This is a genomic window from Brevibacterium sp. UCMA 11752, assembly GCF_021532235.1.
Lineage (GTDB): Bacteria > Actinomycetota > Actinomycetes > Actinomycetales > Brevibacteriaceae > Brevibacterium > Brevibacterium antiquum.
Window position 1 is genome coordinate 964,367 of sequence record NZ_JACBOS010000003.1, and the last position, 15,882, is coordinate 980,248.

General features: G+C 62.2%; 13 protein-coding genes and 2 pseudogenes. 5 read left to right on the forward strand and 10 right to left on the reverse strand.

Features of this window, described 5'->3' with window-relative positions:
• Positions 1-92: 92 nt before the first annotated feature.
• Both HU144_RS04350 and HU144_RS04355 read right to left on the reverse strand, forming a co-directional pair.
• A complete protein-coding gene (locus HU144_RS04350; RefSeq protein ID WP_235352658.1) occupies positions 93-1,286 on the reverse strand; it encodes an alcohol dehydrogenase catalytic domain-containing protein in 1,194 nt (397 codons plus the stop codon).
• Between the two features lie 199 nt (positions 1,287-1,485).
• The gene (locus tag HU144_RS04355; RefSeq protein WP_235352659.1) at positions 1,486-1,704 is read right to left on the reverse strand and encodes a DUF4186 family protein; all 219 of its coding nucleotides are present in this window, start codon (positions 1,702-1,704) and stop codon (positions 1,486-1,488) included.
• Between the two features lie 24 nt (positions 1,705-1,728).
• Between HU144_RS04355 and HU144_RS04360 the strand changes: the two are divergent.
• Positions 1,729-1,938 (forward strand): annotated as a pseudogene (locus HU144_RS04360) (transposase); the annotation flags it as partial.
• Positions 1,887-2,951, forward strand: coding sequence for an IS3 family transposase (locus HU144_RS04365; RefSeq protein ID WP_235350286.1), 1,065 nt, complete (start codon positions 1,887-1,889; stop codon positions 2,949-2,951). The pseudogene HU144_RS04360 and the gene HU144_RS04365, both read left to right, overlap by 52 nt.
• Positions 2,952-2,972: 21 nt before the next feature.
• Here HU144_RS04365 and HU144_RS04370 read toward each other — a convergent pair.
• Positions 2,973-3,626, reverse strand: a pseudogene (locus tag HU144_RS04370) (IS481 family transposase); the annotation flags it as partial.
• A 71-nt stretch (positions 3,627-3,697) separates the two neighbouring features.
• Complete coding sequence (locus tag HU144_RS04375; RefSeq protein WP_235350288.1) at positions 3,698-4,567, reverse strand: NAD(P)H-binding protein; 870 nt, start codon at positions 4,565-4,567, stop codon at positions 3,698-3,700.
• A 91-nt stretch (positions 4,568-4,658) separates the two neighbouring features.
• Between HU144_RS04375 and HU144_RS04380 the strand changes: the two genes are divergently transcribed.
• Positions 4,659-5,429 carry a helix-turn-helix transcriptional regulator gene (locus HU144_RS04380; protein ID WP_235350289.1) on the forward strand — a complete coding sequence of 257 codons (771 nt, stop codon included), beginning with the start codon at positions 4,659-4,661 and terminating at the stop codon, positions 5,427-5,429.
• On the opposite strand, the gene HU144_RS04385 is transcribed toward HU144_RS04380, so the two are convergent.
• Both HU144_RS04385 and HU144_RS04390 read right to left on the reverse strand, forming a co-directional pair.
• On the reverse strand, positions 5,381-5,554 hold the full coding sequence (locus HU144_RS04385) for a hypothetical protein (protein ID WP_235350290.1): 174 nt from the start codon (positions 5,552-5,554) through the stop codon (positions 5,381-5,383). The genes HU144_RS04380 and HU144_RS04385 overlap by 49 nt on opposite strands.
• A gap of 156 nt (positions 5,555-5,710) precedes the next feature.
• Positions 5,711-7,804 carry an oxidoreductase gene (locus HU144_RS04390; protein WP_235350291.1) on the reverse strand — a complete coding sequence of 698 codons (2,094 nt, stop codon included), beginning with the start codon at positions 7,802-7,804 and terminating at the stop codon, positions 5,711-5,713.
• 167 nt (positions 7,805-7,971) lie between these two features.
• Here HU144_RS04390 and HU144_RS04395 point away from each other — a divergent pair, with 167 nt between their 5' ends.
• Positions 7,972-8,697, forward strand: coding sequence for a GntR family transcriptional regulator (locus HU144_RS04395; protein WP_235350292.1), 726 nt, complete (start codon positions 7,972-7,974; stop codon positions 8,695-8,697).
• Positions 8,698-8,830: 133 nt separating this feature from the next.
• Here the strand turns inward: HU144_RS04395 and HU144_RS04400 are convergent, their stop codons facing one another.
• From HU144_RS04400 to HU144_RS04410, 3 genes are all read right to left on the reverse strand, one after another.
• The gene (locus HU144_RS04400) at positions 8,831-10,354 is read right to left on the reverse strand and encodes an MFS transporter (RefSeq protein ID WP_235350293.1); all 1,524 of its coding nucleotides are present in this window, start codon (positions 10,352-10,354) and stop codon (positions 8,831-8,833) included.
• A gap of 405 nt (positions 10,355-10,759) precedes the next feature.
• Entirely contained in the window at positions 10,760-12,457 is a 1,698-nt protein-coding gene (locus HU144_RS04405) for an RNA polymerase sigma factor (RefSeq protein ID WP_235350294.1), read from the reverse strand.
• A 290-nt stretch (positions 12,458-12,747) separates the two neighbouring features.
• Positions 12,748-14,262, reverse strand: coding sequence for an aminotransferase class I/II-fold pyridoxal phosphate-dependent enzyme (locus HU144_RS04410; RefSeq protein WP_235350295.1), 1,515 nt, complete (start codon positions 14,260-14,262; stop codon positions 12,748-12,750).
• Between the two features lie 115 nt (positions 14,263-14,377).
• Here HU144_RS04410 and HU144_RS04415 point away from each other — a divergent pair, with 115 nt between their 5' ends.
• Positions 14,378-15,394 (forward strand): LysR family transcriptional regulator, encoded by a 1,017-nt coding sequence (locus tag HU144_RS04415; RefSeq protein ID WP_235350296.1) that lies wholly within the window; start codon positions 14,378-14,380, stop codon positions 15,392-15,394.
• Positions 15,395-15,418: 24 nt separating this feature from the next.
• Here HU144_RS04415 and HU144_RS04420 read toward each other — a convergent pair whose 3' ends face one another.
• Positions 15,419-15,877 carry an RrF2 family transcriptional regulator gene (locus tag HU144_RS04420; RefSeq protein WP_143924003.1) on the reverse strand — a complete coding sequence of 153 codons (459 nt, stop codon included), beginning with the start codon at positions 15,875-15,877 and terminating at the stop codon, positions 15,419-15,421.
• Positions 15,878-15,882 lie beyond the last annotated feature (5 nt).

Consider the following 15,882-nt stretch of genomic DNA (forward strand, 5'->3'; position numbering starts at 1 on the left):
CTATACAGTTCGGGTGCCACCATTGGTGGCACCCGAACTGAGTCTCGTAGGCCGCTGAGTGGACCCGCTGACCTCCAGAGACGTGGGTCAGATCAGGCTGGAATGACCCCGTGTGGATCGATGATGAACTTGTCCGAAGCACCCTTATCAAAGGTTGCGTAGGCGTCTGGAGCATCGTCGAGACTGATGATCTTCGTGTTGAGCATGTCGCTGAGGTACGGCATGCGATCCCAGAGAATGGCCATCATCAACTCGCGGTTGTAGTGCATGATCGGTGCCTGGCCGCCCGAGATTCGAGGTGACTTGATCCATGCTTTTCCGAAGTCGAGTGGGAAAGTTCCTTCCTGCTCTGCTTTCGACTCTGCAAGCGGATCGGGTCCGTAGACTCCGATAATGCCGGTGGCTCCGCCAGGTCGGGTAGCGTCCATGACTTGATTGATCGCGTGCGCGGGATCCATATCTCCGGCCTCACGACCGATTCCATGTGCTTCCGAGCCCACGTAGTCCACAGCACAATCCACCATGGGCTCGCCTAGAATAGCTTCGATCTGATCGGTCAGAGGAACATCCTCGTTGAGGTCAATGGTCTCGCAGCCGTTCTGCTTCATCAGATCGAGGCGGTCCTTGTGGTAGTCGCCGACAATGATGCATGACGCTCCGAGGAGGCGAGCTGCCGCTGCCCCGCACCGGCCGACAGGTCCTGCACCGGCAATATAGACTGTCGAGCCCGGCTTGGCGCCGGCCTCCATGAGTCCGTGGAATGCAGTGGGAAGAATGTCTGACAAGAGGGCCAAGTCGCGGATCTTCTCCATGGCCTGGTCCTTGTCTGGGAAGCGGAGCAGCTGAAAGTCGGCATAGGGCACAAACAGGTATTCCGCCTGTCCACCTTGCCAATTGCCGAGGTTGAACCCGTAGGCTGCGCAGGCGACATCTGGATTCGTAGTCTCGCAGACTTCCGTCCTGCGCGCCCGGCAATTGCGACACCGGCCGCAAGCGACATTGAACGGCACCGAGACGAGATCGCCTTCCTTGAGGAAAGTGACGTCGGATCCGAGCTCAACTACCTGGCCTGTCATTTCGTGTCCCATGACCATGCCTTGGGGCACTGGGAAAGAGCCACGGTAGATGTGGAGGTCGCTTCCGCAGATATTCGTAGCGACAATTTTCAGGATGACCCCGTGCGGTGCTTTTGCTCCGTCGGGCATCTCCAGTTTTGGAAAGTCGAGGTTTTCGACTCGCATGTCTTGTGGATTAGCGAACACTACTGCGCGATTGCCATCAGCCATGATTCTCGTGTCCTTCCATAGGATGGTCATCCAGCTTTCCGCCGGAAGTTGCATGCGAAATCGCTTATGTTTCGCCTGCCATTTCAGACTAGTAATCGGTTCGGTTGATGTCGTTCGCTACACGTGCCACTCCAGTCAACGATCGTGCCAGGCACCGTAGTCGGACGATCGGGCAACTGTCGACGTGCCTGGCTAGGTTTCAGAACAGACGCGGTTGGGTTGTAAGGGGCGGCTCTGGGACAGCAGCGTCGTATTCGGCTTCTATCCACCGGCAGATCACTTCAACAACATAGGCTCGCGCCTGTTCATCGAGTTCGCGGCCCCTCGCAAGATGGTGGTTAGTTTCGAGGCATCCGCGACAGCATGTCGCCGTGGCATGTTGGGCTCGAAAGACCGGGTGCCCACGGGACTGATGCAGGGGTTAGGTGACATCTAATCTGGCTTGTTTACAGGCAAGCCTGGAAGGATAGACACCATACCACAGCCCTACCCGAAAGAATTCCGCGACGACGTCATCCGCGTCGTCCAGACCAGGGATTCCAAGACGACGATCGGACAGATCGCCAAGGACTTCGGGATCCATGAAGGCACCCTGAACAAATGGCTCCGCCAAGCAGAAGTCGATGCCGGCAACAAACCCGGCAACACCAGCGACGAGTCCGCCGAACTACGAGAGATGCGTCGGCGCAATCGTCTGCTGGAGCAGGAGAACGAGGTCCTACGCCGCGCGGCCGCCTATCTGTCACAGGCGAACCTGCCGTCAAAAGGCTCTACCCGCTCGTGAGAGAGCTCGCCGCCGACGGGATCCCCGTGGCGGTGTCGTGCCGGGTCTTGAAGCTCTCCCGCCAGCCCTACTACCGGTGGCTGGCCGCGCCTGTCCCTGATACCGATCTCGTTGAGGCATATCGGGCCAATGCGCTCTTCGATGCCCACCGTGATGATCCCGAGTTCGGGTACCGATACCTCGCCGACGAAGCCGAAGCGGCCGGCCAACCCATGGCGGCACGCACTGCGTGGCGGTTGTGTTCGGCCAATGACTGGTTCTCCGCCTTCGGCAAGGGCCGGGCCAAGAACGGGAAGAAACCCGGCCCACCGGTCCACGACGATCTGTGCGCGGTTGTCGATGCCGATGGGAAGACCCGGCACGAGTTTCGAGCTGATGGCCCGAACCAGCTGTGGTTGACCGACATTTCGGAGCACCATACGAATGAGGGCAAGCTCTACCTCTGCGCGGTCAAGGACGCCTACTCGTCACGCATCGTCGGCTATTCGATCAGCTCGAGGATGAAGGCCCGGTTGGCTGTCGATGCCCTCGAGATGGCTGTGACCAGGCGCGGTGACGTGGCCGGATGCGTGACGCACAGCGACCGCGGCAGCCAATTCAGATCGAAGAAATTCACTCGGGCTTTGGCCCGTCATGGCATCATCGGGTCGATGGGACGAGTCGGCGCAGCGGGCGATAACGCGGCCATGGAATCGTTCTTCGCCCTGTTGCAGAAGAACGTTCTCGACCGTCGCCGGTGGGTCACTCGCGACCAGTTGAGAATCGCGATCGTGACCTGGATCGAGCGGACATATCACCGACGTCGCCGACAAGCCCGGTTGGGTCGATTGACGCCAGTAGAGTACGAAGCAATCATAGAGCCAGCTGCCCTCGCAGCATGACACTCACGCTGTCACCCTTCTTTGCATCAGTCGCCACCGGTCACAGAGGGCAGTGACTGCGGTCCAGTCATCGTGCACTTCTGTATAGGCAATGCGCGAATGGTCGTCGAGGACGGTGCGGACCAAGGCGTAACCGAACTTGGGTTTGTGCCACTTGCTCTTCGGTCTGCCTGGCGTCGCTGTCCGGTTCTTCTCCCCTTGCCGGCGGCCGAGGTAGCGCCGTCCGCCGTCGTCAGAGATATTTCCGAGCTTCTTCACATCGAGGTGCACGAGCGAGCCTTGATGGTCATGCTCACAGCGTCATATGGGCTCGGCCGTGGCGTGGACGGTGTAGGAGAGTCGATTGACCCGTGCAGTGCGCAGAATCCGATACACAGCCGACGGGGCAATGCCGAGCTGAGCGGCGAGCTGAACTGGCCCCTCCCTCAACCGCATTCGCAGGCTCACGCACCGTATTGTTACTGCCTTCCGCGTTTTGTTCGGCGAGATTTTGGGTTGCGACGAGCGGTCGAGCATGGCTTCCCCAGCGCGATACCTTCCGACCCATCGCTTGACGGTTGGCGCTGAAACTTGAATGCGGGCTTCGACGTCACTGTTGAGCCACCCATCCTCGACGACGAGACGAGCGACTTTGAGTTGGTGATGTGGAGCCAGGGCAGTGATGACGTGTGACATCAGGTCTCCTATATTCAGGTGGGCTGCCCCGCGCGGGGCAGCCCACCGTTTGATCCGGTCTGCCGAGTTCTTCAGAGTAGCGGGATGAGCTCCTCATGGATCCAGGTGCGCAGGCGAGTCGGCGTAGTGGTGAGTACTGACCGGTTTTGTTCGGGTTCGAACCCCTCACGCAGGCCGGCGGACATCCCCAGGATTGCGTCGGCCATGCCGGGTGACATGCCCATCTGAAGGTACTGGACACGCATCTGGGCATCGCTGATGTGCTCAACGTGAACCTCCCGACCGAGCTCCTCAGAAATGATCGTCGCCGCTTGGGACCATGTCAGATCCTCGGGGCCGTGAATTGCCCGAACATGACGTCCAGACCACTCTGGATTCAATAGGATAAGCGCTGCCACCTCAGCAATGTCTCGTGGGGCGACCCAGCTCATCGGCGAGTCGAGTGGCAGCACGGTCTGGAGCCGCCCGGACTTGATCGATGCGAGGTCCAACAACAAATTCGTGAAGAAGAAACCGCACCGCAGGTGGGTGACATCCACATCACAGGCGTCGAGGGCGACCTCCGTCTCAGCGAGACCGTCGATCTCGCCCGCGCCATGACGCTTTTCCGCGCCGACGCTGCTTTGAAAGACGACCCGTTCGATGCGGTTCGCCTCGACCGAGGCGACGATTGACTCCGTCGCACGGCGATAGTCGCCCAGCGGATCAGGGGAGTCAGTGGATGGGTCGACCCAATAGATCGCATCGACACCAGCAGTAGCAGAGACCACCTGGTCCGGGTCGTGTGAGTCAGCCTGCACCAGGTCCACATGCTCGGCAACGGCCGTGGCGATGTTCTCAGGGTCGCGGCTAAGCAACAGCGGTCTGACGCCGGCCCGGATGAGCATGCGCGTCAGGTGTTGACCAACGTTACCTTGCGAAGTTGTGATGGCGATCTTCATGGTCTGTCCTCTCAGCTGTTCGTATGTCGTCCTACCACGCTAGATGCAGATCAGGCCTGATCCTGGCCGCATTTTCTGGGAACATGGATCCATGGACACCCCTTCGACACGATCACTCAGATTGCTGGCGCTGCTCCAGTCGGGGCGCGATTGGTGCGGTCGCGATTTGGCGGATCGTCTGCAGGTGAGCGAACGAACCGTGCGGCGGGACGCCATGCGTCTGCGCGATATGGGTTACGACGTCCGCTCCCGTCCGGGCCCAGGCGCTGCTTACTCACTGCGGCCGAGCATGAAGATCCCACCGTTGCTGTTCACGGCGGACGAGGTCGCGACAATCATCACAAGTCTGTTGATTCTCGAGGCATGGTCGCCCGACGACGCCACCGCCGGGACCGCACGCGCGAAGCTCGAGCAGGTGCTGCCCAGAAAGCTTCAACAGCGTGCCGCGGCAGTGGCGGTCTCGACACAGGTCTTGCGGGAGCCTCCGGCGTCCGTGGATTGGCATCTCGTCGGGGAGATCGCCGACGCCGTCGCGAATGCCTCGCGGCTCACCTTCGACTACACAGACCAGCATGGCCGTCATTCGCATCGGACCGTAGAACCGTATCGACATCTCCTGCGTCAGCAGCGCTGGTATCTCATTGCCTATGACCTCACACGCGAGGACTGGCGCATTTTCCGCCTCGACCGTATGGAGGCAGCCGCAATCTCGCTCGGGTCGCATGATCCGCGGGCCTTCCCATGGGCCTCGATCGAGGATTGGCTCACAAGCAACTTCGGAGCAAGCGACGAACACTCAACTAATGTCCCCGGTCAGTACAGCTGGGCAACCGCCTCCGGAGTGGCTTTGTCACCGAAGTAGGCAGCGGCAGGATCACCGGGGGCGAGCTGCATGAGTACGAACGAGAGTGTGGCAACGCCGAGGACGATGGGAACCATGAGAAATATGCGCCTGGCGATGTATTTGCCCACGTTCGCTCTCTCCATCGATGCGTAAAGGTATGTTCAATCTACCTTTATGTGACTCAGCTAACAATGATCTGCCGAAAAAAGTCTAGCGGCAGATGGGCTTGCCATGGCTCCCTGTCACTGAGTGTCGCAGAGTCGCTGAGTGTCGTAGAGCTGAGAGCGAAGGAGGCAGCGCTACAGCCCCATTCCCACTCGCAGTCCCTCGAGGACCGCGGCATGGACGTTGCGTGAGGCGACCGCATCACCGATCCGGTACAGCGCGAAGGGAGCGCTCGCCTCGGCGCCGGTGCCTGCGAAAGCAGCTCCTGCTGTGGTGGGCGGGATCGCACCGCTGTCGCGATCCGGCTGGGTGCGACCGTGGACCCAGGCGTCGAGTTCGATCTCGCCGAGGTTGGACGAGCGCGCCTTGAGCGCGAAGTAGACGTCGTCGTTGGGCGTGGTTCCGAAATCGACGACCACGGCGTCGGTCTCGAGCTCGGTCTCGATGCCTGAATAGTCATTGCGCAGACGCGCCGTGACCAACTTGCCCGCGATCTTCGGCTTCGCCGCGAGCCGCTCGCCGAGGTGGACCGTGACTCCGAATTCGGAGAACACCTGGAGGTAGGCGGGGGAGTTCATCGATCCGACATCGACGCCGATGGTGCGTTCGGGGCTGACGTAGGTGACCTCCTGACCGTTGCGGGCCAGGTGTTCGACGGCGTCGAGGGCAGGGTAGAAGCCATGGTCGTCGAAGACGAGGACCCGGGACTTGTTGCGCAGGCTGTCATCCATGACGTCCCAGACGTCGAACGAGGGCCCCTCCTCACGGAAGGGATAGCTGGAATCGGGGACACCGCCGGTGGCGACGATGACGACATCGGGTGAGAGCGCGAGGATCTCGTCCTCCTCGGCGAAGGTGTCCACGCGGATGTCAACGCCGTGCTTCCTGCACTGCTGCTCCCTCCAATCGATGATGCCGATGAGGTCACGGCGGCGCTGGGAGCGTGCAGCGATCTTCACCTGACCGCCCACCGCAGAATCGGCCTCGAGCAGGGTGACCCGATGCCCGCGGACCGAAGCGACTCGCGCGGCTTCGAGGCCGGCGGGACCGGCACCGACGATGACGACGTGCTTGGGGCCGGACTCGACGTCGCGGGTGACCTCCTGTGGCAGATCGGCCTCGCGCCCGCTGGCGGGATTGTGGATGCAGGTCGCAGCGCCTGAGGTGTAGATGCTGTCGAGGCACATGTTCGCCCCCACGCACGGGCGGATGTCATCCTCCCGCTTCTCCTCGATCTTCTTCACCAGATAGGGATCAGCAAGCTGCGCCCGGGTCATGCCTACGAGGTCGACGCAGCCGTCTTCGATCGCAAACCGGGCCGTGGGCGCATCGGCGATGCGAGCGGCGTGGAGAACGGGGATGTCGATCGCTTCGCGGATGCGACGGCAGGTTTCGAGCCAGGGTGCCGAGGGGGTGCCCATGCCGGGGATCGCGTCGGCGAGCTCCTTGTCTGAGCTGATGCTTCCGACATTGAGGTTGAGGAAATCGACGCCGTGGGCCGCGTACTCCTTGAGTACCGCGATGGAGGCTTCTTCGGTGATGCCGTCCTCGAGCTGCTCGAGGACTGACATGCGGACGCCGAGGGCGAGGCCCTCCGAAGCGCCGCGCATCGCGTCGATGATCTGAAGCGGAAAGCGCATCCGGGCCGCGAGGTCACCGTTGTACTCATCGGTGCGCTCGTTGAAGCGGGAGGCGAAGAAGTAGTCGATGAGGTGGCCGGTGTGGAGGAACTCCAGACCGTCGAATCCTGCTGCCTTGACTCGAGCCGTGGCCGCCGCGAAGTCGTTGACCACCCGCTCGATGTCGAAGTCCTCCATGGCCTTGGTGAATGACCGGTGGGTGGGTTCGCGGTGGCGGCTCGAGGAGATGAGTGGCAGCCAATCGGCGGTGAAGTTCGAGTTGCGCGGGCCGAGGTGGGTCAGCTGGATCATCACTGCGGTCCCCTCGGCATGGCAGTCCTCGGCGATGGCGGACAACCAGGGAATCACCTCGTCGGTGGAGAGGTCGACATTGCCGAAGGCGGCGGGGGAGTCCTTGGACACGATGGCCGAGCCGGCCGTCATCGTCAGGCCCACCCCGCCGCGGGCCTTTTCTCGGTGGTAGAGACGGTAGCGGTCCTTGGGCATGCCGAGTTCGGTGTAGGCCGGCTCATGCGCGGTGGAAACGATGCGGTTCTTGAGCTGCACCGGGCCCAGGGTGAAGGGCTGGAGCAGGGGATCGTGGGACATGGTTCCTCCTTCTTCGCAGGAACGACAGTGGTCACTTCGCAGGAACCACACCGAGGTGTTGACGAGCTCATCCCGACTCAATCGAAATGAGAGTAGTCGATAACCGATTACTTCACTCAATCGTGAGTCGTTGTGGTTATGCTGTCAATAGCCATCGAAGGAGAATTTTGATCAGAAGCGAGTCCTCCACCTCTGCTGCGAAGCGACAGGCACCGACGCCGGCTCCGAGGCCTGCCCCGGTGCGACCGGAGTCGGCTCCGTCGCTGCGGGAGCATGCGCTTGTCGTCATCCGCCATGCGATCACAACCGGTGATCTCGCCGAGGACACGATCTACTCGGCGGCGGGACTGGCCAAGCAGTTGGGGATCTCGTTGAGCCCGGTCAGGGAGGCCATGATGTCTCTCGTGACAGAGGGAACCGTCGAGGCCGTGCCGAATCGCGGCTTCCGTCTGGTTCCGGTGACGCGAGAAGACCTGGAGGAGATCATCCGGATCAGAGCGCTGCTTGCCGATCCGGCAGTGGAAGCTCTGTGCTCCCGTGCCGTGGAGGATCCGACATCGTGCGCGGCCGCACTCGGTGATCTGCGCAGAAATGCCGAGGACGCTCTGGCCGCTGCCGCCCGGGACGACACGATCGGATTCATGACTGCCGATCGCCTGTTCCACGAACACCTTCTCGAATACGGGCTCGGCAGGAGAGCTGCAGAGATCAGCCTGCGCCTGCGCGACCAGTCGCGAGTCTTCGCGGCGCACTCGATCGCCTCGGTCGTCGATAGCGAGTCGGCTCAGCAGATCGTCGACCTCGTCGGACTCATCGAGGCAGGCCGCTCTGACGAGGCACGTGCCCTCGTCGTCGACAACCTCTTCTATTTCAAACGCGCCATAGATCGCTAGCTCCTCCTCAGGTCAGCCAGCTGCGGGTAGGCGACGAGGCGGCCGTCCCCGGATTGGGAACGGCCGCCTCGTCGCTGGCCAGGATCGGGGCTCGACGCTTGACCTCAGACTGGGACCCGACCTCAGACTGGGGCTAGACCTGGGCCACGACCGGGATCGGCATGGTGTCCGTATCGAGGTCGGGGTTGTCATCCTGGGTGCGCACCAGTTCGACGGCTTCCTCTCGGGAACCCACGGTCGGGAAGGAGCCGAGAAGCGGCCTGTGAGCCGATTCCTTCATCAGGAGAACCGCCACGAAGGCGATGACCGAGAAGAACATGATGTAGAACGCCGGCATGTACGAGTTCCCCGTGAGGTCGATGAGCGCCTGGCTGAACAGCGGAGTGGTGCCGCCGAACAGTGAGACCCCGATGTTGAAGGTCAGGCCCATTGCGCCGTAACGCGATGCCGTTGGGAACAGTGCCGGCAGCGTCGATGCAAGGCAGGCGATATAGAAGGCAGCCGGCACGGCGACCATGAACAGAGCGATGATGACGGCCCACATCTCGCCGATCTGCATGATTGCGAAGGCGGGGACCATAAGGACGATCGTCGCTCCCGCTGCCACCAGGAAGACGAACTTGCGGCCCATCTTGTCGGAGAGCCTGCCGATGAGCGGAAGGCACAGGGACATGATCACGAGCACCGGAATGGTGGCCACTGCTGCTTGGACGTTCGAAACCTTGACGGTCTCCTCGAGGTAGGTCGGCATGAAGCTTGTGAGAGCGTAGCCGACCGTCTGTGAACCGGCGACGATGGCGATGCCGATGAGGATCTCTCTCCAGAAGTGTCGGACGACTCCGATCAGACCATGGCGAGCATACTTATCGTCTTTGACCTTGACATCGAGCCCCTCGGCGACCGAGGCTTCGAAGCTGGGGGTCTCTGGAATCTTCAGTCGGAACCAGATGGCGACGGCGCCAAGGGGGATTGCGATGAGGAACGGGATCCTCCAGCCGCCGTCGACCATGGCGGTCTCACCTGCGACGCTCGTTGAGATGACGGTGGTGATGGCGACGGTGCCCGCGCCCGCTGCGAAGCCGAGGTAGGAGCCGACATCGAGCCAGGAGGCCCAGAATCCACGTGACTTGTCAGGAGCGAATTCGGAGACGTACGTGGTGGCACCGGCGTATTCGCCGCCGGTGGAGAAGCCCTGGATCATCTTGAGCAGGTAGAGAGGGATGATGACCCACAGGCCGATCTGAGCCGCAGTGGGCAGCACGCCGATGAGCGCAGTGGCGGTGGCCATCGTGGCCATAGTGAAGAAAAGGACCTTCTGGCGCCCGATTTTGTCGCCCAGCGGTCCCAGAACCATGCCGCCGAGGGGACGGACGAGGAAGGAGACTGCAAAACCGAACAGGGTGACGAGCAGACCCATCTGCCTGTCCATGCCCTCAGTGAAGACGGCGGTCATGGTGACGGCGAGGTAGCCGTAGACACCGAAGTCGAACCACTCCATGAAGTTGCCGACTGTGGTTCCGCCGATTGCGGTGCGAATGGACTTCTGCTCGATGACGATGCAGTGGTCGGCCTCCAGGCGCTTCTTCTTGAGTGCCTTCCGCTCCCGGCGAGACGGCTTCATCCCATCCGGCATGGGGGTTGCTTGGCCTTCTGACATCAGTGGTTCCTCGTTTCAGATGCAATTCGATTTTCTACCGTCCGTCGAACCTGGGGGTTCCAGGGCGTTCGGTTTTCGACAATGCTGAACATCCTCACTCGATTAAACACCCATGTCAACAAAATTGGTGATCCAGATCACGATCAATTGTCGTTCGGATAGGAATTCTATGGAACTGCTGAATGCGACCGGGGTATTTACCTCAGGCGAACCTGTGGTTATTAGGAGCAGTCCCACGCGGAGAGTTTTTGGGCGTGCGAACGGGCGATGCGCGTCAGCTGGCGCTTCAATCTGAGGTGCAGCCAGCCCATTTGGAGGGGCACTCAGCCTGAGGAGTGCCCCAGTGTCCAGCGCTCACTTCGATGAAGAGCCTGCGTTCAGTTCGAAGTGCCGTTCTGTGTCGGATCAGGGGGTGGGGTTTTCGGAGCCTGGTGAGCTCGGCTCCTCAGGCGACTCATCAGACGGTTCATCGCTTGGCTCATCAGATGGCTCATCAGTTGGCTCGTCTGACGGCTCTTCGGACGGCTCGTCGCTTGGCTCCTCAGTCGGCTCATCCGACGGAGGTGGGTCCGAAGGTGTTTCGGGGTCGTCGGATGGTGGTGGTGTCGGCTCCGAAGGCGATTCAGGGTCTGGTTTGTCAGAATCCGACGGGCTTGGTTCGTCAGGTTCTTCTGCTGACGGGCGATCAGTGCTGTCGCCCTTGTCGCCGGGATCGTCCTCGGTCGATGGACTGTCGTCGGACCGGCTGTCATCGTGCCCTGGGGTCCGGGATGACTTCTCATCCTCGTCCCTGTCGGGGTCGGATGTCTTCGAATTCTCGGATCCCGCCTCTTGGTCGTGCTTATCCGAGTTCGTGTCATCTGGAGACTGGGAGTTGGTGTTCTTGTCGTCCCTCTTCGAGGAAGAGTCTTTCTTCGACGAGGAGTCTGCAGGTGAGACTGCAGTGCCTGCGTTGCCGGATTGAAGCCCCGTCTGCTCTGCTTGCTGCGGCACTACGGCCACACCGACGAGTGTTCCCAGGAGGCCTATGCACGCGGCGACCACCGGGATCAGAACGGGTTTCGGCATGCTGAAGCCCGCTGGTGCAGGCATTTGGGCCGAGGTCTGAGCGGCTGCGGATGGCGCACCGAACGCGGTGAGAGAGGCAGACTCATCCTCGGTTTCTGGTACCAATGTCGCACCTGCACCTGCACCTGCACCTGCACCTGCGGCGAGGCCAAGGCTCGGCGGGGCAGCCGCGGCTGCGTCCGTGCCTTGATCGTCTGCGCTCTCGGTTTCGGCATCTGAGCCCTCGGCGACGGTTGGGGCCGGCGTCGGCTCTGTGGCTGGTCCGTCTGCAGCTGCAGCTGTCTCGGCTCCAGGCCTTTCGGCAGCAGACGTTTCGAGGACGGCGGTTTCGGTGACGTCAGTCCCGGTGGCAGCGGTTTCGGCAACCGAGGCTTCGGCGACAGCGGGAGCTGGTTCTGGAATCGCCTGTGCCAGGGTGGACGAGAGGCGCTCGATGACGATCGGCGAGGTCAGAAGTGCAGGAATGAGCACAGCGCGGTGATCGGCGGTTGCTCTGCTGTCCGCGGGTCGGACCTGCTGCCATTCGTCCTGCAGGCCTTGACGAGCGCGACCGGCCAACCTGTCTACAGTCGATGCTTTGATATTCAGCTGCTCGGCAACGGCCTCGGGTGAGAGCCGTTCGACTTCGCGCAACCACAGGATCCGCTGCCAGTTATCGGGCAGGTTCGACAGCGCCTGTGAGACAAGGGCAGCTTCCGGAGCCTGTGCGTCCGAACCACTCGCTGACGTCTGATCTGTGGACGTGAGATTCGCGAGACGTGCGTCGATCTCGGCATCCACCATTGAGCGGAGGCCCTCGGCTGTGTCGGAGGACCTGTTGAGCAGGGACCTGAGCACACTGAGGAAGGCATCGTCTGTGACCTGTCTGGCCTTCGCGTCGGGCAGAGGCGATGATGCTCTTGCTACGGCGTCATCGCGGTAACGGCGGTAGATCTCGGAATAGGCACCGGCGGTTCCGGCCTCGATGAGCGAGAGGAGCTCGCTCTCCGTGAAATCGGCGAGTTCTTCCCCTGGCTGATGTGCGTGCACGTCCATCCGGTCCCTGAATCATTCGGTAGCGTCATGCAGTCTGCAGCTCGTCGTTGCAGACTGCGTCTGGTCCAGCAGCGAGAATAGGGGAAGCACAATCTGTGTGAAATCTATCCTCAGCGGTGACTGTAGCCGACAAGATAGCTTTTTGCATCCAGTATCGCTATTTGAACAATCAACCAGTCTCATGGGGTCGACGAAAGGATCCGATCAGAGGCAACGGGCCGCTTCGAGGCAATAGTCACGCTGGAGGCAACAGGCACGCTGACGGCAACGGAGAAGCGTCAGGCTGGAAGTCAGTCCTTGAGCACTCGGAAGGTGCTCAGCTTCGGATCTACTCCGCCGCGGACGTGTCCCGATGGGCTCGCCGCCACGGCCTGCAGGAACTCGACGGTCTCCGCGGTGATCTCCTCACCGGGGAGGACATTCGGTATTCCGGGTGGGTACGCGGCCAGCGAGCTGACGCTGGTTCGGCCGACAGCCTCGGCGGCGGGAACGAGCTCGGAATCCGCGAAGTACGCATCACGCGGCAGGACAACCAGCTTCCCGGCGCTCGGCAGCGCCGGGATCCCAGCCGGAGCTGTCGCGGCATCGGCTGGCCCGTCATTCTCGTTCTCGAGGCGCATCTGGTCCAGGGCATCGAAGAGTCTGCTGAGGTCGGGGGACTTGCCGATGCCGATGAGGGCGACGATCGTCGTGGCCGTCGCCATCTCGGCGAAGATGTCGAAGTCCTCGGTCAGACGTTTGCGCACGGCATGGCCGTCGAGTCCTGTCGAGGTGATGTCGATGGGCAGGCGGAAGGGGTCGATGTCGACGACATCGGCATGATTCATGAAGTCCCCGGAGAGCAGATTGTAATGCTCGGAGCCCTCGATCCGGGCACGGATCTGGCGGATGTTCTCCAGTGAATCCGAGATCGCGACATGTGAGTTCACGAGATCGCGGCGGGCGATGTCGATCGATGCCATCAGGTGGGCGTTTTCACTGGTCGAGGCCGTCATCATGAATGCACGGGCCAAGGCCGGCTCGAGACGGTTCGCAAATTCGGTATCGCCGAGGTGGAGCAGAGCTGACTGCGTGAACGATCCGGCAAGTTTGTGGGTACTCATGATCACGATGTCGGCGCCCAGCGTAACCGGGGATTCCGGCAGGTCGGGATGGAATCCGAAGTGCGCGCCCCATGCGGCGTCGATGATGAGGGCGGCTCCGGCTTCGTGAGCGACCTCGGCCAGTGCCCTGACATCGGCGACGGCACCGAAGTAGCTGGGCGTCACGAGGTAGACGGCGCTGACCTTTTCGGGGTGTGAGGCGATGGCTTGACGCAGTGAGTCCGGGGTGACTCCGTGGGCGATGCCGTTGACCTCGTCGACGTTGGGATAGACGAAACCGGGGTTGAGACCGGCCAGCACGATGCCGTCGATGAAGCTCGAATGGGCGCTGCGCTGGGTGACGACTCCCGTACCCAGGGTGCCGATCGCCAGTGCTGCCATACGATTGCCCTGCGAGGAGCCGTTGGTGAGGAACCAGGTGCGCCGTGCGCCCCAGGCCTCGGCGGCCAGCTGCAGGGCTTCGTCCTTCGGGGTGTCGACACCGAGGTCGATGCCGTCGAAGAGCGGGGGGATGTCCAGGGAGAGGGTGTGCTCGCCGAAGAACTCGGCCTGACCTGCAGAGATTCCCGTGGTGATGCCGCCGTGTCCGGGGGTGGACAAGAACAGCGAGTCACGTGCTGCCGCCGCCTGCAGCGCATCGGCATAGGGCGCGTGGGTCGTCGCGTTCCCCGGGAATGCCGGATGATCTGAGACGGAGGTCATGGGGGAATCCTGGTGCACGGTCATGAATCCAGATTAGGGAACGGACCCTTGCCGGGAGAATACCAAGTTTCCTAAACTGATGAATACCCAGTATTGATCTATTGCTCGGAGAATGATGGAAACTCTCGATACCAAAGGTCTCTCGGCACTGCGTGCGATCGCCGAGACAGGCTCGGTCGCAGCGGCGGCGACCACACTGGGGTGGAGTCAACCCACGGTGAACCATCATCTGCGCAATCTGGAGAGGACTCTGGGGTCGACGCTGATCGAGAGGAGTCCGCGCGGATCGCATCCGACGGTTGTGGGCAACCTCGTCGTCTCCCGAGCGATCGAGATCCTGGGACTGTGCGACCGCCTCGGCGACGAGGTGGCTCTGCGGCGCGAGGCCCAGGCCGTCCCGGTCAGGATCGGGGCTGTGCCGACGGTCGGTGCGCGAGTGATTCCGAAGCTGCACAACCAGCTGCAGAGACGACCGCGCTGGCAGGCCCACGACGAGATGGCCGCCGTGAACCCGGTCCCTGCAGAGACGACCACCGCTGCCCTCGACGTGACCATGGATGAGCATGCGAAGCTCGTCGCCAGGCTGGAGGCCGGAGACCTCGATCTGGCGCTGCTCGTCTCGACCGACATCGACAGAACCTGGATTCCCTCGACCCTGACCGCGAGGCACCTGTATTCGGAGCAGCTCTTCCTCTGCGTGCCGAAGTCCGTGGGCCCGATCGCCCTCGACGCCCACGGCATGCCCGACCTCACCTCACTCGTGTCCCAGACGTGGGCGTTCAGCATCGATCCCGGTGATGCCATCGACGAGGTGGTCAGGTCGTTCTGTGTCGCCGCCGGGTTCGAGCCTCGGGTGGGGATGAGGATGGATGACTATGCGGCGATCATTCGCATGATCGCAGCGGGGCTGGCGGTCGCGGTGATCCCTGATTCCTCTGTGCCGGAGGACCCGACGGTCGAGATCATCCCGATGCCGATGGACGCCTGCCGCCGCGACGTGCTCCTCGTGTCCCGTGCCCGGGCGGAGTCGAGTAAGAAGGTCTCGCGGCATGACCCGATCGTCGCCGCCCACAACGCCGCCATCGCCGAGGTGGTCGCCGACGTCGGGGTCGTCACCGCGCAGTGGCGGTGACGATCGTTGTGTGGTTGTGACTGGTCAGTGCGGCTGCCAGGCGTCTTCGATCGCGACCCTCTCGGTCACCTCGGCGGGCAGGGACTTTGAGGCCAGTGCCTCGATGGTCACCTGTTCGAGGACGTCGCGCAGGGCGAACCTGGCCGCGATCCACACCTGCTGGAGGGACTCGGCGGCATCGTCGTACTCGACGGCTTCCGGGCGCTGCCCGTAGATCGAGACCAGGGGGCCGTCGACGGCCCGGATGACGTCGGCGATGGTGGTGGCGCTCGCTGGCTTCGTCAGTTTCCAGCCCCCGGATTTGCCGCGGACGGAGGCCACGATCTCGACTCTGCGCAGGTCGGCGAGGATTGCCTGGAGGAATCCCTTGGGGATGCCCTGTCGCTTTCCCAGTTCGTCGGCGCTGATGGGTCCACCGTCGCTGACGTTGGCGATCTCGATCAGGGCGCGCAGCGCATAGTCGGATTTCGTGGTGACCCGCATGCCGT